The sequence below is a fragment of the Phenylobacterium sp. genome, assembly GCF_041920015.1.
GTDB lineage: Bacteria > Pseudomonadota > Alphaproteobacteria > Caulobacterales > Caulobacteraceae > Phenylobacterium.
Map to the genome: position 1 here is coordinate 19087 of NZ_JAYRST010000017.1, position 14856 is coordinate 33942.

Below are 14856 nucleotides of genomic sequence, written 5' to 3' on the forward strand. Positions count from 1 at the left end.
TCATGTTGGCAGTCGCTCTTGCCCTGGCCATGGCGGGCACCGCACCGGCGACGCCGGCCGAACCGCCGCTGTCGCCAGCGCAGAAGGCGGTGGTCGAAAAGGTGATCTCGCGCCTGAAAAGCCCGGAGGAGCGCAACCTCGCCAGCGGCTGGAGCAACGCCAAGAAGGTCGCCGAATTCATCTGCCGTCCGGCCGCCCTGCCGGCGCTGCGGCGCCAGTCCCCTGGCGCGGACAAGGTGTTCCTGGGCACGGACGATCCGACGACCCTCACCTTGGTCAGCAAGCGCAGCCTGACGGGCGTGGGACAGGTGCGCTCGGGCGCGGCCTGGCGCGACTTCACCTTCACCTGCGCCCTGACGCCCTCCAGCGGCAAGGTGGCGGGCTTTACGGCGGTTCTGAAGCCCGCGGCCTGAAGCTCGTGGTTTGAGGCCGCTCGCCGCGCCGTCTTCCACCTGCGCGGACAAGCCACTATCTAGGCCGCCTGATGCAGGAAGCGCCCTTGGCCGATTTCGACCTCTCCACGCCCAAGGGGCGCACCGCGGCCTATCTGGACTATCTCTGGAAGGACCACGCCTATCTGCGCCTGGGCTTTTCCAACGCCCACTGGATCAGCGATGAGCTGGTGCGCACCAACCAGCCCTGGCCGCACCAGCTCGCCGAATGGAAGCGGCGCGGGATCAAGACGGTCATCAACCTGCGCGGGGGCTTCGACGCCAGTTTCCACGCGCTGGAGAAGGACGCCTGCAGGCGCCTGGGCCTGACCATGGTCGACTTCACCATCACCTCGCGCGAGGTGCCGAGCCGCGCGCGCGTGCACGGCGCCAAGGAACTGTTCGAGACCATCGAATATCCGGCCCTGATGCACTGCAAGTCTGGTGCTGACCGGGCGGGCATCATGAGTGTGTTCTACATGCACTTCCGAAAGGGCGTGCCGATCCGCGAGGCGATGGACCAGCTCCACATCCGCTACCTGCATGTGAAGCAGGGCAAGACCGGCGTGCTCGACTACACCTTCGAGCGCTACCTGGCCGAGGGCGAGCCGAAGGGGCAGGGCTTCCTCGAATGGGTCGACAGCGACGCCTATGACGAAGCCGCCATCAAGGCCGACTTCCGCGCCCAGATGTGGGGCCGCCTGCTGACCGAAGGCATCCTGAAACGCGAATAACAGATCCTCCCCCGCTGGGGGAGGTGGATCGGCGCGCAGCGCCGAGACGGAGGGGGACTGCTAAGCTGGAAGCCCCCTTAGCCCGCTTTGCGGACAGCTCCCCCAGACGGGGAGCGTCTGACGGCATTTAGCCTGCTTCGCCGTCCTTGCCCGGATCGAGCAGCTTGTGGGCGTGGATGATGAAATAGCGCATCAGGGCGTTGTCGACCGTCTCCTGGGCCTTGCGCCGCCAGGCGGCGAGGGCTTCGGCGTGGCTGGCGTAGGCGCCGACCAGGTCGATCTTTGAGAGGTCGCGGAACCTGTTGTGCTCCAAATCCTCCAGTTCGCCGCCGATCACCAGGTGAAGAAGCTGTTTTTCGGGCATGGTGTTCCCCAATCCGGTCAGTTCGGCAGTTCGATATGCCGGACGCGCTCCAGGATCAATGGGGCGAGGCGCGGGGCGGCGCAGACAAGGCTCGGCTGCGCGGGTTTGCGGCCATTATAGGCAAATCCGCGGCCCCGATGGTCGCCGACGAAGGCGCCGGCCTCACGCGCGATGAGGTCGGCGGCCGCCAGGTCCCAGTCGAATTTCGGCGCCAGGGCCAGGGTCGCATCGAAGGCGCCGGCGGCGATCAGGCACATGCGCAGGGCCGTGGAGTTGCGCGGCTCGATCCGCATCGGCGGCCAGGGCGTCGGCCAGGCCGGATGGGCGAACATCCGCGGGTCTCCGACCATGCCGCAACCCTCGACGGTGTCCTGCTGCGAGGCGCTGATCGCCGTCCCGTTCAGGGTGGCGCCGCCTCCGGCTCGCGCGGCGTAGGTGTCGTCCAGATCGGGCGCGAAGACGACGCCGGCGAGCGGCTGCTGATCCTCCACCACCGCGACCGACACCGCCCACCAGGGGCGGTCCTTGATGAAGGCGCGGGTGCCGTCGATGGGGTCGACCACGAACAGCCGTCGCCGAGCGCGGCGGGCGGGATCGTCGTGCGTCTCTTCCGACAGCCAGCCGTAGTCGGGGCGCGCGGCCCGCAACGTCGCCTTGATCTGCTCGTCGGTCGCCAGGTCCGCGTTGGTGACCGGCGAATCGCCTTCCTTATACGCCGTCGTCAGGCCGGCGCGCCGCAGCTTCAGGGCCAGTTCGCCGGCTGCGTGCGCCGCCTGGACGATGAGGGCGAGGTCCTCGGCGGCGTCCGTCATCAGCGACCGGCGATCGCCAAGCCGTCCACCAGCAGCGACGGGGCGTTGGCCGAGCCGCGGATCTCCAGGTCCGACCCTGGGATCAGGCGGCTATAGATGTCGATCAGGTTGCCGGCCACGGTGATCTCGGTGACCGGATAGGCCAGTTCGCCGTTCTCGAACCAGAAGCCCGAGCAGCCGACCGACCAGTCGCCGGTGTTGCCGTTCAGCGACGGGCCGAACATCGAGGTGATCAGCAGGCCGCTCCCGGCGTCCTTGATCAGTTCGGCCTGGGAGCGCGAACCCGGCTCCAGGGTGAGGTTGCTGGTCGACACCCCCGGCGCGCCGGCCAACCCGCGCGAGGCGTGGCCGGTGGTCTCCAACCCGAGCTGGCGGGCCGAGGCCGAGTTCATCAGCCAGGTGGTCAGCACTCCGTCCTCGATCAACGCCCAGCGCCGGTTCGTCACCCCCTCGTCGTCGAAGGGCGAGGAGCCGAGGCCGCGGACCTTGTGCGGGTCGTCGACCACGTTCACGCCCTTGGCGAACACCTGGGTGTTCAGCTTGTCCTTGAGGAACGAGGTGCCGCGGGCGATCGACGGGCCGGAGATGGCGCCGATCAGCGGGCCGACCAGCGACATGGCCACGCGGTTCTCGAAGATCACCGGCGCGGTGGTGGAGTCGATCTTGCGCGCGCCCAGCCGTTGGGCCGCGCGGCGGGCGGCCTCCTCGCCGATCGACTGCGGCGCCGGCAGGTCGGCGCGCCAACGGGCCGAACGGCCGTCATAGCCGCTTTCCATGACCTCGCCGTCGCCGGCCACGACCGAGGCCATGATCGAGAAGGCCGAGGCCTGGTAAACCCCCGAGAACCCGGTCGAGGTGACCAGCCGCCAGTGCGAGGAGGAGGCAGAGGCCGACCCGCCTTCGGAATTGGTCACCTTGGGGTTGGCGCGGGCCGCATCCTCGGCGGCGCGGGCGACGTCCTCGAGCGACTCCGGCGTGGCCTCGTGCGGATCGTAGAGGTCGAGCTCGGGGAAGGGCCCCTTGGCCAGCCGATCCTGCGGGGCGAGCCCGGCGAACGGGTCCTCCGGCGCCAGCCGCGCCATGGCGACGGCGCGCTCGACCAGCTTGGCGCGGGCTTCGGGCGAAATGTCCGACCCGGAGACGGTCGCCTGGCGCTGGCCGATGAACACCCGCAGGCCGAGGTCGCGGCTTTCCTCGCGCTCGACCTCCTCCAGTTCGCCCAGACGGACATTGATCCCCAGGGCGGCGCGTTGCGCGCCCACGGCTTCGGCGGCGTCGGCGCCGGCCTTCAGCGCGGCGGCGACCACATCGGCTAACAGGCTCTCTTCCATCATGACCATATGGCGGGATGCGCGGCCCGCGGCAAGCCAGACCCTGTCCCGGTTGGCTTGAATCAAGCCGACTGGGATGAACAGGGTCGATTCTTTGAACTCAGGGGGCTCTAGGTGATGGCGTAGAAGAGCAGGGCGGCGCTGGCGAACACATAGGCCAGCCAGGTCAGGGTGACGCCGATCGACCGCGCGAAGGACGATCCGCCGCTGCGCGACAGGCCGAAACCGTGCAGCAGTCGGCCCGCAAACAGCAGCACTCCGGTCAGGTGGATGGCCAGCGGCGGGGCCTGGACCAGGGCCAGCACCGCGATCCCGATCATGGCGGCCGGCACGTATTCGGTGGCGTTGCCGAAGGCCCGGATCGCCTGGGCCAGTTCCGGCACGCCGCCGTCGCCCAGGGCGACCTTGTGCCTCTGCCGTTGGCGCACCACCAGCAGCGACAGCACCAGCAACAGGATCAGATGCAGCCCGACCCAAAGGGCCGCGGCGTGGCCGGCGGCGTCCATGCTCAGTTGTCCCTCGTCGCCCCCCGGCGAAGAGGCGCAGTTGGACTTGGTTTTGTCAAAAAGGGCAAGGGCGGGCTTGGCCCCTGCGTTCAGAGCGTGGTTTCGAAGGTTCTGGAGATGACGACCTTGCCGCCGCGCCTGACGGTATAGGTCGCCACGTACCGGCCCGGGGGCCAGCCGTTCGCCTGGGCCTTCTTGCCGGCCATCATGAAGTACTGCGCCTTGGCGCGGTCCAGGGCCGGCTGCGTGCTCGAAACCAGCTCCTCGCCGCCAGGGCCCTTCAGGGTCAGTTCCTGAACGTCGCCGCCATGCAGGTTGATCGCGCGGACGTAGGCGACCAGCGCGCTCGCCGAGGTCGGCCCGGCCACGCCGCCCGCCTCGATGGCGGCCATGCCGACCGGCGCGCCGGCGAAGCCTGTATTGAGCACCGCGCCGCTCTTGTAGGCCATCGCCTGGGCCGCCGGCGGCGACCACAGGCCAGGGCCGTTGCGGGCCGGATCGCAGGCGCCTTCGGGCGCGGAGGGATCGACCATCGCCCCGTCCTTGCGCACGGTCAGATGCAGGTGCGGGTATTCGGTGTTGCCCGACAGGCCGATGCGCGCGATCGGCGTCCCCGCCGCGACCTGGTCGCCGACCTTCACCTTCAGGCTGCCCTGGGCCAGGTGGCAGTACTGGGTCTCCCAGGCGTTTCCGTGGTCGATGACGATCCCGTTGCCGCAGTCCTGGCCTTGCAGGGCCGCCTTTCCGCGGACGGTCACCGAGATGTCGGGCACGCCGTCGCGCAGCCGCGCGACCCGGCCGGGGGCGGCGGCCAGCACCTCGACGCCCGCCGCCTGGGCGGCCATGTCGGGCACGCGGATATCGACCCCGCCGTGCGCCTCGTAGGTGTTCGAGCCGCAGCGATAGTCCTGAACGCCTGGGCCTGGGTCGCGGTCGACATAGTTCTGCACCTCGCAGGTCGCGCCGATCTGGCACGCGACTGGGAAGTCCAGTTGCAGCCCGGCGGGGGCCTTCGCGGTCGCCGCGGGCTGCGGGTTCTGGGCTTGGGAAGCGGGTGGAGCGCAGGCGGCGGCGAGGCCGGCCAGCAGGATCGGGGCGAACTTCAAGCGCGTCTCCTTATCGCCCCCCGCCGCACGGCTATACCGGCTCGCCGTCGCCCGGCAGGCCCAGGCGAGACCACTTTTCCGTGACCGCCGCGACCGTCGCCTCGTCCATGCCCAGCTTCTGGCCCCATTCGCGATGGGTTTCGGGCGGCCACTTGTTGGTGGCGTCCAGGCCAATCTTCGATCCCAGCCCGCTCTCGGGCGAGGCGAAGTCGAGGTAGTCGATGGGAGTGCCCTCGACGAGGGTGATGTCGCGGGCCGGGTCCATGCGGGTCGACAGCGCCCACATGACGTCCTTCCAGTCGCGGGCGTCGATGTCGTCGTCCACGACGATCACCCACTTGGTGTACATGAACTGGCGCAGATAGCTCCAGACGCCCATCATCACGCGCTTGGCGTGGCCCGGATAGGCCTTCTTCATCGAGACCACGGCGATCCGGTAGGAACAGCCCTCCGGCGGCAGCCAGAAGTCGACGATCTCCGGGAACTGCTGGCGGATCAGCGGGATGAACACCTCGTTCAGCGCCTCGCCCAGCACGCTCGGCTCATCCGGCGGACGGCCGGTGAAGGTGGTCAGGTAGATCGGGTCCCTGCGCATGGTGATGGCGCTGACCTTGAACACCGGGAACGGCTCGACCGAGTTGTAATAGCCGGTGTGGTCACCATAGGGCCCCTCGTCGGCGTACTCGTCCAGCATGACGTGGCCTTCGATGACGATCTCGGCCTGGGCCGGCACCAGCAGCGGCACGGTCTTGGCGGGCACGAGATCGACCTTGGCGCCGCGCATCAGCCCGGCGAACTGATACTCCGACAAGGTCTCGGGCACCGGCGTCACCGCCGCCAGGATGGTGCCGGGATCGGCCCCGATCACCGCACAGGCGGGCAGGGCGTCGGGCTTGCCGGCCGCCTTCCAGCGCCGATGATGCTGGGCGCCGCCGCGATGGGCCAGCCAGCGCATGATCGTCCGGTCCTTGCCCAGGACCTGCATGCGGTAGATGCCGAGGTTGTAGTCGTCCTCGCGCTCCTCGGACGGCCCCTTGGTCACCACCAGCGGCCAGGTGATCAGCGGCGCCGGTTCGCCCGGCCAGCAGGTCTGGATCGGCAGCTTGGAAAGGTCGATCTGGTCGCCGGTCCAGACCACCTCCTGCACGGGGGCCTTCTTCACCGTGGCCGGCCGCATCGACATCACCGTCTTGGCCAGCGGCAGCATGTCGAAGGCGTCCTTCAGGCCGCGCGGCGGTTCGGGGCTGCGCAGGAAGGCCAGCAGTTCGCCGACCTCGCGCAGTTCGGAGGCCGTGGTCCGCTCCTGGCCTTCCAGGGTCACGCCCATGGCCACGCGCTTGACCGTTCCGAACAGGTTGACCAGGCAGGGCATGGACGAGCGTTCGCCATCGGCGCGGATCACGTTTTCGAACAGCACCGCCGGCCCGCCCTGGGCCAGCAGCCGGCGCTGGATCTCGGTCATCTCCAGCACGCTGGAGACCGGCTCGCTCACCCGCACCAGTTCGCCGGCGGTCTCCAGCTTGGCGATGAAATCCCTCAGCGACCGATAGGCCATGCGCGCTCCATTCGTCTGAAGGCTGGTCTAGGGCGGGGCCGGGCTGGTGTCACCTGCGCCGGCCCTGTAATTTCGGGGCGCCATGAAACGCATCGACCTCGACGACCTTCCGCCCCGCATCGCCCAACTGCTCGCCGGTCTGGAGGCGGGCGAGGAACTGCTGCTGGTGCAGGGCGGCGCGGTGGCAGGCCGAGTCGTCGGCGCTTCCCCGCCTCAGGCCGAACCCGAAGCCGAACCTTTGCCGCAGGAGCGCGCGGCTGAGATATTCGAGCAGTTCCGCTCGGCCATGGAAGACGAGTTCTAGTCGTCTTCGTCGAAGTCCTCGTCGTCGCCGCCCAGCACCTCGTTCAGGGCGTCGATGATCGCGTCCATCTGGTCGGGCGTGACCTCCAGCACCAGCGGCTGGCCGCCTTCGGCCGCGACCGTCAGCAGATAGGCCTCCTCCGTCTCCTCGAACTCGAAGAGGGCGAGCGGCTTGGCGGCGGCGGTCATGGCGATCTCCTGCGAGGGGGCTTTCGAGGTCTTGCTGTATCGAACGCACGGACCATCGCCCGGGGCGCCGGTCCGCGCCATCTCCGTTTCAAGATATCTTCGCAGGCTGGAACGCCTTGACCGCCGCCTTGGGCGCGATCTTGCGCCAGCGGCGCTCGAGCAGGCCGTAGAGCGAGCCGGGATGCAGGGTCTCGATCCTCGCCAGCACGCTGGGATAGTCCTTGTAGTGCGGGGTGATGTGGAAGATCGCCGGCTCGGCCTCCATCAGCATCTCGCGCTCGTCGGGGCCGACCTCCATCAGCACCAGGCTCTCGTCCTCGGCCCGCAGCCGGGTGAAGAACTTGCCCTTCACCTTGAAGGCGGGACGGCCATAGGAGGTCCCTTCCTCCACGCCGGGGAAGCTCAGGATGATCGCGCGCATCTCGTCCTGGGTCATGGCGGCTCCCTTCGCGACAGCTTGCGCCCCAATGCGGGCAGGTCAATCGTGGTTCGTGCGCCCGCCCATGTTGCACTGCACCCAAGGTCTCGCTATATCGGCGGCAGGGGATACTAGACATGCGAACCATCGACGCCATGGCGGTGTCGTTGGCCGTGATCGCAGCCCTTGCGATCGGCCAGCTCGGCGTCCAGCCCTCGCCGGACGAAATCGCCGCCGAAACCTGGATCCTGGAACAGGACGTCATCGGCCTGCTCGGGGTCATGAGCCGCCCGGCTGAGGCCTGCTACGCCACGGCCCTGGAGCCGAGGGCCGGCGAGAGCCTGATGGGCATGGCCCAGCAGCGGGCCGGCTTGATCCTGGCCGCTTCCTGCGATCCGACCACCATCGCCCAACTGGCCTGACCCGGGGCGCCGCGCGTCAGGACGGCAGGGTCCAGACCGCCGTCTTCTTGACCTCCTGGTCCTCCAGCTCGCGCGTGGTCGGCACCTGGTATTCGGCCAGCTTCTCCAGCCCCACCCGCGGAAAATAGCTGCGCCCCGGATCGCCGATCAGCACGCGGGTTCCGCGTACGTGCGCCGCGGCCAGCCAGTCCATGACCTTCTGCGCCAGCGGCTTTTCGTAGCAGATGTCGCCGGCCAGGATCACGTCGACCTCCGGCGGCGGAGCGTCCAGCAGGTCCTGGTCGGTAAAGTCCAGCCGCACGCCGTTCAGCTCGCTGTTCACCGCCGCCGCCGCGCCGCAGAACGGATCGATGTCGGCGGCCAGCACGTGCCCGGCCCCGGCCTTCAGGGCGGCGATCGCCACGATGGCCGAGCCGGAGGCGAAGTCGATCACCCGCTTGCCGGCGACCTCCTGCGGGTGGTCGAGGATGTAGCGCGCCAGGGCCTGGCCGCCGGCCCAGGCGAAGGCCCAGAACGGCGGCGGCAGGCCGATCTCGGCCAGGGCCTCCTCGGTCATGCGCCAGATCGGCGTCACCTCGTCGGCGAGGTGCAGCGAGAGTTCCGGCGTATGGGGCGGGGACTGGACGCGGGTGTTTTCAAGGATGAAGGCCTGGCGGCCTTCCAGGGACTGGATGATCACCGCCGACCCATAGCATGGCCGCCGCGCGGGCAAAGCGGAACCATAGGCGCGGTGCGGCCATTACTCCGGAAACGGAGGCCCGGACCATGAGCGTCGACCAGGGATTGAAGGCGCCGAACCCGCTGTTCGCCGCCCGCATCGCCGGAGTGGCCTGGCAGGCCATCGTGCTGCGCGGCCTGATCGGGGTCGGGTTCGGTCTCCTGGCGGTGTTCTCGCCGGTGACCACGGCGCTGTCCCTGGTCATCGTCTTCTCGATCTATCTGATGGCCGACGGCCTGCTGGCCATCGTCAGCGCCTTCAAGGCCTCGCGCCAGCGTCACGCCTGGGGCCTTGTCGCCCTGGAGGGCCTGGCCAGCATCGCCGCCAGCGTGGCGATCTTCGTCTATCCGGGCCTGGGCATGGCGGTGTTCGCGGTGATCCTCGCCGTCTGGTCGCTGTTCGCCGGCGGGGTGAAGCTGGCCGTCGCCATGCGGCGCGAGCCGGTGGCCGGCCGCGGCTGGCTGATCGCCTCGGCCCTGATTTCGCTGCTGTTCGGCCTGGCGCTGCTCCTCGCCCCGCTGATCGGCGCGGTGGTGCTGACCTGGTGGCTCGGGGTCTATGCGATCGTCTTCGGCGCGGCCCTGCTGGCGCTCGGCCTCCAGGTCCGCGCCCTGCGCAAGCGCGCCGGCTAGAGCGCGTTAGGGCGAAGTGTGGGCGGTTCGCCCGCCCGAACGCGCTCTACATGCTTGATTTAGAGCCCTTTAGGGTTTGGTGATTCCACCAAACCCTAAAGGGCTCTAGGCCTTGGACGAGGCCAGGGCCAGCACCTGCCGGTAGCCCTTCGGCTCGATCAGCATCCGTTCGGCATAGCCCTTGCGCGCCAGGATGCGATGGGCCCGGGGCAGGTTGTAGCAAGGCACGTGCATGAACATGTGATGCTCGCAGTGATAGTTCACATAGTAGGGCGCGATCAGCAGGCGCTCGATGACGCCGGCCCGGGTGGTGCGCGCCTGGCGCATCGGATCGGGCTCGTTCACCGCGATGCAGGCATGTTCGGCGATGTTGCGCAGGCGCGTGACCAGCGGCAGCCAGGTCGCCTGGGGCAGCACCCACAGCACCGGCCACAGCCACCACAGGCCGAAGGGGGCGCCGGCGGCGGTGACCAGCGCGCCGAAGGCCAGCCAGCGGCGCTTGGCCTTGATCTCCGCAAAGACGATCGGCGCCAGCGGTTCGCCGGCCTTACGCGCCTTCAGCCTGGCGACGAACGATCCGAAGCGCTGCTTGAAGAAGGTCTGGCCGGTCAGGTCGCGGATCATCTTGCGACGCAGGGAGAGCCGCGTGATCGGGAAGGGCGCCGACAGCACCAGGTCGGGGTCCTCCGACTGCTGGGCGAACCTGTGGTGCGACAGGTGATAGGGGCGATAGCGACGGAGCCCGCCCGGCGTCAGCCACTCGCCCATGAAATCGTTGAGCTTCAGGTTCTTGTGCAAAGCGCCGTGGGCGGCGTCGTGCATCAGGATCGCCAGGCCCAGTTGCCGCGCGCCGATGATCATCACCGCCAGCGGCAGGGTCAGCGGCCAGACCACCACCATCGCGCCGGCCGCGATGATGGTCGCCCAGGCGTGGGTGATCATCGCCGGGCCTTTCCACCACGAGCGTGTGGAGATCGGCGCCCATTCCTCCGGCGTGAAATAGTCCTTGGGGTCCAGGCGGGCGGCGGCGGCCATCAGGCGGTCTCCCCGTGCTGCAGCAGCCTCAGCATCTCCTCGACCTCCTCGGCGGTGGTCGCCCCGGTGGCGCCTTCGCGCAAGGCCAGGCCCAGAGCCAGGGTCCAGAACCGGCGCGCGGTGGCGGCGGTGTCGGCATGGCCGCTCCAGCCGCGCCGGGCTCGCGTCTCGGCATAGGCGCGCTCGCCCTGGGCGTGCAGGCGCTCGAAGGTGCGTTCGATCAGCGGGGCCAGATCCTGGCGGCGGCGCACCAGCGACAGCGCTTCGACGAACAGCGCCAGGCCCGGCGCGCCCACCACCGCCTCGACCAGCCGGCGGTTGTAGTCGCGGCCGGTGGCGGCGCCGGCCGCAGCCTCCTCGGCGCGGCGGGCGACATAGAGCACCTCGCGGCAGGCCGCCTCGACGAACAGCGCCTCCTTGGTGCGGAAATAATAGGTGATCTGGCTGGGATAGGCCCCGGCCGCCGCGGCGATGTCCGCCACCGAAACCCCGGCCGGTCCCTTGTCCTTGAACAGCTCGACCGCCGCGTCCAGCAGCCGCGAGCGCATCCGTCGGCCCGGTTCGCGCGCCGGACGTATGTCAGCCAGGGAGCGCACATTTGTCATGCGCTGTTTGTATGTCATACAAATATGAGCGTCAATGCCTCAGGCGTTGCGGGCCATCAGGCCTCCGTCGACCGGGATCGTCGCGCCGGTGATGTAGGAGGCCGCCGGCAGGCAGAGGCTCAAGGTCATGTGCGCCACCTCCTCCGGCTCGCCATAGCGGAGCAGGGCGGTGCGTCGCCTGGCGAACACCGCCTTCTGGTCGTCGGCGATGCCGGCGGTCATGCCGGTGGAGATCGGGCCGGGGCAGATGCAGTTGACGGTGATCCCCTCGCGGCCCAGCTCGACCGCCAGCGCGCGGGTCAGGCCGGTGACGCCCGCCTTGGCGGCCGCATAGGGGCTGTCCATCGCCGTCGCGCCCAGGGCCTCCGTCGAGGCGATGTTGACGATGCGCGGCGCGGCCGAGGCGCGCAGGAACGGCAGGGCCGCGCGGATCACCCGCTGATGCGCGGTCAGCAGCACCGCTATCGCCCGGTCCCACACCGCCTCGTAGCTGTCGGAATCGATGGGCGAGAAAGCCGATACGCCGGCGTTGTTGACCACCGCGTCCAGCCCGCCCAGTGCCTCGCCGATCTTCCTGACCGTGGCGGCGATCTCTGCGGCGTCGGCGACGTCGAGCTTCCAGGCCCGCGCCGAGAGGCCCTGGTCGCGCAGGGCGTCGGCGGCTTCCTCGACCGGCTCGATCAGGTGGTCGGTGAGAGCGACATGCGCGCCTTCCTCGGCGAAGGCCCGCGCGGTGGCCAGCCCCATGCCGGAGGCTGCGCCGGTGACCAGGACGCGGCTGCCCTTCAGGGATCGGCTGAACCGGCTCACAGGCTGAGCCCTCCGTCCACGACCAGGGTCTGGCCGACCACATAGGCCGCCAGGGGCGAGGCCAGGAACAGCGCCGCTCCGGCCATGTCCGACGGCTGGCCCAGGCGGCGGGCCGGGATGCGCGCCATCGCCCCGCGCAGGCGGTCCGGATGTTCGGTGGTGACCGTGGTCAGTTTGGTGTCGACCAGCCCCGGCGCCAGGCCGTTGACCCTTATGCCGTCTCCCGCCCAGGCCTGGCCCAGGGTCTTGGTCAGGCTGACCGCCCCGGCCTTGGAGGCGGCATAGGCCGGGTTGCCGCGGTTGGCCTGGAAGCCCGAAACCGAACTGACGATGACGATCGATCCCTGGGCGACGGCCAGCATGTCGTGGAACTTGGCGGCGCAGGCCATCAGGCTGTCGAGATTGACCGCCATGACGCGGTCCCAGCCCTCCGGCGCGAACTCGCCGCGTTTGTAGATCACCGTCCCCTGGCACAGCACCAGCACGTCGAGGCGGTCGAACGGCGGGACATGGGCCTCGATCTCCCCGCGGTCGGCCACGTTCACTTTCGCGTAGACCAGGCCCGCCAGGTCCGAGCCCTCGGCCGGGTCGTAGTCGGCCGGATCGCTCCGCGTGCCCCAGACATGCACCTGCGCGCCGCGCTCCCGGAAGCCGTGCGCGATCCCGTTGCCGATCCCGCTGGAGCCGCCGACGACCAGTACGGTCTTGCCGCTGAAATCCAGGTCTCCCGCCACGCCTGCCTCCCGTTTTCCGGCATCCTTCCGCGGGCGCCGCCGGGCCACAAGGCTGACCCCACGTCACACTTGACGCGCACGTAAGCCAGGCGTTGGGTTGCAGGGTGACGGGCGCGTAAACAGACGCCCGCCGGAACCTCGGGAGGAAACGATGCTTCAGAAGCTTCGCCGTCCGGCGAGCACCTTCACCATCACCCAGCTTTGCCGCGAGTTCTCCACCACGCCGCGCGCCCTGCGCTATTACGAGGAGCAGGGACTGCTCTCTCCGGCGCGCGACGGCCAGGCGCGGGTCTATTCCTATCGCGACCGCGCGCGGCTGGTGCTGATCCTGCGCGGCAAGCGCGTGGGCCTGTCGCTCGCCGAGATCCGCGACATCTTCGACCTCTACGACCGTGACGACGGCCTGGTGGCGCAGAACACCCACGCCCTGCGCAAGTACCGCGAGCGGATCGCCGCCTTCGAAGCCCAGCGCCAGGAGATCGACCAGGCGATCGCCGAACTGCACACGGCCAGCGCCCGCCTGGAAGAACAGCTCGCCGCCCAGGCCGGCAAGGCCGCCTTCGGCTAGACCCCGTTCCTCCCCTTCGGGCAAGGCTATCGCATATGGAGTTCCCGAGCGAAGCTTCCTTCTCCCCTTGCGGGAGAAGGTGGCAGGCGAAGCCTGACGGATGAGGGGTGTTCAGCCTCTCCATCAGGAGCAATCTCGGCCGTTCTGAGCCGGCAAGCGCCGCTGACCCCTCATCCGACCCCGCTCCGCGGGCCCACCTTCTCCCGCAAGGGGAGAAGGACTGGTGACATCTTCGCCATAGGCGATCGTCCGGCCAGTCAGGAAGGATTTTGCGGGAGCATCTAGGCCAGGCCGGCGCCCTTCCACATCCCGGCGGCCAGCGCCAGGAACAGCAGCAGTCCGGCCAGGCTGTTGGACTTGAAGAGCGCCAGGGCCAGCGGGCCGTTGGCGATGTCGACGCGGGCGGCCTGGCGCGACAGGTGCATTCCATAGAGCGCCGCCGGCGGCAGGAACAGCGGCCCCAGCTTCCCGGCCCAGGCCGTCGCCAGGGCCAGGGCGAAGCACAGCACGTAGAAGATCAGCACGCCCTTCTGCACGCCCGCCCCCAGCCGCCGCGTCGACGACTTCACCCCGACCAGGGCGTCGTCCTCCAGGTCCTGGATCGCGTAGATCGTGTCGTAGCCGAGCGTCCAGAATATCCCAGAGGCGTAGAGCAGCAGGGCGGGCAGGTCGACCCGGCCGGTCGCGGCCGCATAGGCCAGCAGCGCGCCCCAGTTGAAGGTCAGGCCCAGCCAGGCCTGCGGCCACCAGGTGATCCGCTTCATGAACGGATAGGCGCCGACCAGGGCGAGCGAGGCGACGCCCAGCCCGATGGCCAGCGGCCCCATGGTCAGCAGGATCGCCAGCGAGGCCAGGCCGCACAAGGCCATGAACGCAAAGGCCTGTTTGACGCTGATCTGGCCGCTGGCCACCGGCCGCATGGCCGTGCGCGCCACCTTGGCGTCGATGTCGCGGTCGACCACGTCGTTGAAGGCGCAGCCCGCCGCCCGCATCAGCGCCGCCCCCGCCAGCACCTTGGCCAGCAGCCAGGGATCGGGCAGGGACCCGGCCATCGCCGCAGCCAGGGCCGCCCCCTGCCAGCCGGGCAGCATCAGCAGCCAAATCCCGGCCGGCCGGTCGAAGCGGCCGAGTTTCAGCCATGGCTGCAGGGCCGGCGGCGCGTAACGGTCCACCCAGTTGCTGGGTGCGGCGTCGGGAAGCTGGGCGGTCATGCGGCAGGCTTTACCCCGGCTGTGGCTCCGCGGCCACTCTCGGCGCGCAACCGAGCGATGTGGATGAAATAACGCCGGTCATCGGCATTGACAGGGTGAAATCATGCGCCCAAGGTCCCTCTCGTCGTCCTTTCGGCCCGCAAGTCTTGCGAGGGCCACAACCATCTGCGAGGGGAGGTGATCAGCGTGACAGCATTCAATCATCGACCGCAGATGCCGCTTGTCGCCCAGATCGCCTACGCAGGCAGGTTCCGCGACTAAGTCGCCCGCGGCCCGCTTTCCGGGCCGATCTGCACCCTCATCGCCAGCCTGACCGCACGAAGCTTCGCGCTTCCCTGGCGTTTCCCGACTTTTCGGATTCCCGACCGCGTG

General features: G+C 69.3%; 20 protein-coding genes. 6 read left to right on the forward strand and 14 right to left on the reverse strand.

Annotated elements, in window-relative coordinates; all coding sequences use genetic code 11:
• Window positions 1-2: 2 nt before the first annotated feature.
• Together ACE3TL_RS05690 and ACE3TL_RS05695 are read left to right on the forward strand one after the other, a co-directional pair.
• On the forward strand, window positions 3-413 hold the full coding sequence (locus ACE3TL_RS05690) for a hypothetical protein (protein WP_374577755.1): 411 nt from the start codon (window positions 3-5) through the stop codon (window positions 411-413).
• Window positions 414-499: 86 nt separating this feature from the next.
• Window positions 500-1165, forward strand: coding sequence for a protein tyrosine phosphatase (locus ACE3TL_RS05695; RefSeq protein ID WP_374577756.1), 666 nt, complete (start codon window positions 500-502; stop codon window positions 1163-1165).
• 127 nt (window positions 1166-1292) lie between these two features.
• On the opposite strand, the gene ACE3TL_RS05700 is transcribed toward ACE3TL_RS05695, so the two are convergent.
• The 6 genes from ACE3TL_RS05700 to ACE3TL_RS05725 form a co-directional block, all read right to left on the reverse strand.
• Window positions 1293-1529, reverse strand: coding sequence for a DUF4170 domain-containing protein (locus ACE3TL_RS05700; RefSeq protein ID WP_374532968.1), 237 nt, complete (start codon window positions 1527-1529; stop codon window positions 1293-1295).
• Window positions 1530-1546: 17 nt separating this feature from the next.
• Window positions 1547-2341: a 3'(2'),5'-bisphosphate nucleotidase CysQ gene (locus ACE3TL_RS05705; protein ID WP_374577757.1), complete on the reverse strand. Its 795-nt coding sequence runs from the start codon at window positions 2339-2341 to the stop codon at window positions 1547-1549.
• On the reverse strand, window positions 2341-3672 hold the full coding sequence (locus ACE3TL_RS05710) for a TldD/PmbA family protein (RefSeq protein WP_374577787.1): 1332 nt from the start codon (window positions 3670-3672) through the stop codon (window positions 2341-2343). The genes ACE3TL_RS05705 and ACE3TL_RS05710 overlap by 1 nt, the downstream gene beginning before the upstream one ends.
• 110 nt (window positions 3673-3782) lie before the next feature.
• Window positions 3783-4178, reverse strand: a complete 396-nt coding sequence (locus ACE3TL_RS05715; RefSeq protein WP_374577758.1) for an MAPEG family protein — start codon at window positions 4176-4178, stop codon at window positions 3783-3785.
• Window positions 4179-4267: 89 nt separating this feature from the next.
• Window positions 4268-5284, reverse strand: a complete 1017-nt coding sequence (locus ACE3TL_RS05720) for a M23 family metallopeptidase (RefSeq protein WP_374577759.1) — start codon at window positions 5282-5284, stop codon at window positions 4268-4270.
• Window positions 5285-5315: 31 nt separating this feature from the next.
• Entirely contained in the window at window positions 5316-6839 is a 1524-nt protein-coding gene (locus tag ACE3TL_RS05725; protein WP_374577760.1) for a UbiD family decarboxylase, read from the reverse strand.
• An 82-nt stretch (window positions 6840-6921) separates the two neighbouring features.
• Here ACE3TL_RS05725 and ACE3TL_RS05730 point away from each other — a divergent pair, with 82 nt between their 5' ends.
• Window positions 6922-7143, forward strand: coding sequence for a hypothetical protein (locus tag ACE3TL_RS05730; protein WP_374577761.1), 222 nt, complete (start codon window positions 6922-6924; stop codon window positions 7141-7143).
• On the opposite strand, the gene ACE3TL_RS05735 is transcribed toward ACE3TL_RS05730, so the two are convergent.
• Both ACE3TL_RS05735 and ACE3TL_RS05740 read right to left on the reverse strand, forming a co-directional pair.
• On the reverse strand, window positions 7140-7331 hold the full coding sequence (locus ACE3TL_RS05735; protein ID WP_374577762.1) for a hypothetical protein: 192 nt from the start codon (window positions 7329-7331) through the stop codon (window positions 7140-7142). The two genes, ACE3TL_RS05730 and ACE3TL_RS05735, sit on opposite strands and share 4 nt — an antisense overlap.
• 88 nt (window positions 7332-7419) lie before the next feature.
• Window positions 7420-7767, reverse strand: coding sequence for an MmcQ/YjbR family DNA-binding protein (locus ACE3TL_RS05740; RefSeq protein ID WP_374577763.1), 348 nt, complete (start codon window positions 7765-7767; stop codon window positions 7420-7422).
• Between the two features lie 119 nt (window positions 7768-7886).
• Between ACE3TL_RS05740 and ACE3TL_RS05745 the strand changes: the two genes are divergently transcribed.
• Window positions 7887-8171, forward strand: coding sequence for a hypothetical protein (locus ACE3TL_RS05745; protein WP_374577764.1), 285 nt, complete (start codon window positions 7887-7889; stop codon window positions 8169-8171).
• 16 nt (window positions 8172-8187) lie between these two features.
• Here the strand turns inward: ACE3TL_RS05745 and ACE3TL_RS05750 are convergent, their stop codons facing one another.
• Window positions 8188-8850 (reverse strand): methyltransferase, encoded by a 663-nt coding sequence (locus ACE3TL_RS05750; protein WP_374577765.1) that lies wholly within the window; start codon window positions 8848-8850, stop codon window positions 8188-8190.
• Window positions 8851-8936: 86 nt separating this feature from the next.
• Between ACE3TL_RS05750 and ACE3TL_RS05755 the strand changes: the two genes are divergently transcribed.
• The gene (locus ACE3TL_RS05755) at window positions 8937-9521 is read left to right on the forward strand and encodes an HdeD family acid-resistance protein (RefSeq protein ID WP_374577766.1); all 585 of its coding nucleotides are present in this window, start codon (window positions 8937-8939) and stop codon (window positions 9519-9521) included.
• A 105-nt stretch (window positions 9522-9626) separates the two neighbouring features.
• Here ACE3TL_RS05755 and ACE3TL_RS05760 read toward each other — a convergent pair whose 3' ends face one another.
• The 4 genes from ACE3TL_RS05760 to ACE3TL_RS05775 form a co-directional block, all read right to left on the reverse strand.
• A complete protein-coding gene (locus ACE3TL_RS05760; protein ID WP_374577767.1) occupies window positions 9627-10556 on the reverse strand; it encodes a fatty acid desaturase family protein in 930 nt (309 codons plus the stop codon).
• The gene (locus ACE3TL_RS05765; protein WP_374577768.1) at window positions 10556-11104 is read right to left on the reverse strand and encodes a TetR/AcrR family transcriptional regulator C-terminal domain-containing protein; all 549 of its coding nucleotides are present in this window, start codon (window positions 11102-11104) and stop codon (window positions 10556-10558) included. Before ACE3TL_RS05765 ends, ACE3TL_RS05760 begins: the two co-directional genes overlap by 1 nt.
• Before the next feature lie 96 nt (window positions 11105-11200).
• Entirely contained in the window at window positions 11201-11971 is a 771-nt protein-coding gene (locus ACE3TL_RS05770) for an SDR family NAD(P)-dependent oxidoreductase (RefSeq protein WP_374577769.1), read from the reverse strand.
• Window positions 11968-12705, reverse strand: a complete 738-nt coding sequence (locus ACE3TL_RS05775; RefSeq protein WP_374577770.1) for an SDR family NAD(P)-dependent oxidoreductase — start codon at window positions 12703-12705, stop codon at window positions 11968-11970. The genes ACE3TL_RS05770 and ACE3TL_RS05775 overlap by 4 nt, the downstream gene beginning before the upstream one ends.
• Before the next feature lie 151 nt (window positions 12706-12856).
• On the opposite strand from ACE3TL_RS05775, the gene ACE3TL_RS05780 reads away from it, so the two are divergent.
• Window positions 12857-13273 carry a MerR family DNA-binding transcriptional regulator gene (locus ACE3TL_RS05780; protein ID WP_374577771.1) on the forward strand — a complete coding sequence of 139 codons (417 nt, stop codon included), beginning with the start codon at window positions 12857-12859 and terminating at the stop codon, window positions 13271-13273.
• Window positions 13274-13554: 281 nt separating this feature from the next.
• Here ACE3TL_RS05780 and ubiA read toward each other — a convergent pair whose 3' ends face one another.
• On the reverse strand, window positions 13555-14484 hold the full coding sequence (gene ubiA, locus ACE3TL_RS05785; RefSeq protein ID WP_374577772.1) for a 4-hydroxybenzoate octaprenyltransferase: 930 nt from the start codon (window positions 14482-14484) through the stop codon (window positions 13555-13557).
• Window positions 14485-14856: the final 372 nt, after the last annotated feature.

What these genes read in the sequence shown, in the direction of transcription:
- ACE3TL_RS05690 (WP_374577755.1), top strand. Translation starts at nt 3, where the DNA reads ATGTTGGCAGTCGCTCTTGCCCTGGCCATGGCGGGCACCGCACCGGCG.
- ubiA (WP_374577772.1), bottom strand. Translation starts at nt 14,484, where the DNA reads ATGACCGCCCAGCTTCCCGACGCCGCACCCAGCAACTGGGTGGACCGT.
- ACE3TL_RS05700 (WP_374532968.1), bottom strand. Translation starts at nt 1,529, where the DNA reads ATGCCCGAAAAACAGCTTCTTCACCTGGTGATCGGCGGCGAACTGGAG.
- ACE3TL_RS05760 (WP_374577767.1), bottom strand. Translation starts at nt 10,556, where the DNA reads ATGGCCGCCGCCGCCCGCCTGGACCCCAAGGACTATTTCACGCCGGAG.
- ACE3TL_RS05710 (WP_374577787.1), bottom strand. Translation starts at nt 3,672, where the DNA reads ATGGAAGAGAGCCTGTTAGCCGATGTGGTCGCCGCCGCGCTGAAGGCC.
- ACE3TL_RS05725 (WP_374577760.1), bottom strand. Translation starts at nt 6,839, where the DNA reads ATGGCCTATCGGTCGCTGAGGGATTTCATCGCCAAGCTGGAGACCGCC.
- ACE3TL_RS05730 (WP_374577761.1), top strand. Translation starts at nt 6,922, where the DNA reads ATGAAACGCATCGACCTCGACGACCTTCCGCCCCGCATCGCCCAACTG.
- ACE3TL_RS05765 (WP_374577768.1), bottom strand. Translation starts at nt 11,104, where the DNA reads ATGCGCTCGCGGCTGCTGGACGCGGCGGTCGAGCTGTTCAAGGACAAG.
- ACE3TL_RS05745 (WP_374577764.1), top strand. Translation starts at nt 7,887, where the DNA reads ATGCGAACCATCGACGCCATGGCGGTGTCGTTGGCCGTGATCGCAGCC.
- ACE3TL_RS05715 (WP_374577758.1), bottom strand. Translation starts at nt 4,178, where the DNA reads ATGGACGCCGCCGGCCACGCCGCGGCCCTTTGGGTCGGGCTGCATCTG.
- ACE3TL_RS05755 (WP_374577766.1), top strand. Translation starts at nt 8,937, where the DNA reads ATGAGCGTCGACCAGGGATTGAAGGCGCCGAACCCGCTGTTCGCCGCC.
- ACE3TL_RS05740 (WP_374577763.1), bottom strand. Translation starts at nt 7,767, where the DNA reads ATGACCCAGGACGAGATGCGCGCGATCATCCTGAGCTTCCCCGGCGTG.
- ACE3TL_RS05735 (WP_374577762.1), bottom strand. Translation starts at nt 7,331, where the DNA reads ATGACCGCCGCCGCCAAGCCGCTCGCCCTCTTCGAGTTCGAGGAGACG.
- ACE3TL_RS05780 (WP_374577771.1), top strand. Translation starts at nt 12,857, where the DNA reads ATGCTTCAGAAGCTTCGCCGTCCGGCGAGCACCTTCACCATCACCCAG.
- ACE3TL_RS05705 (WP_374577757.1), bottom strand. Translation starts at nt 2,341, where the DNA reads ATGACGGACGCCGCCGAGGACCTCGCCCTCATCGTCCAGGCGGCGCAC.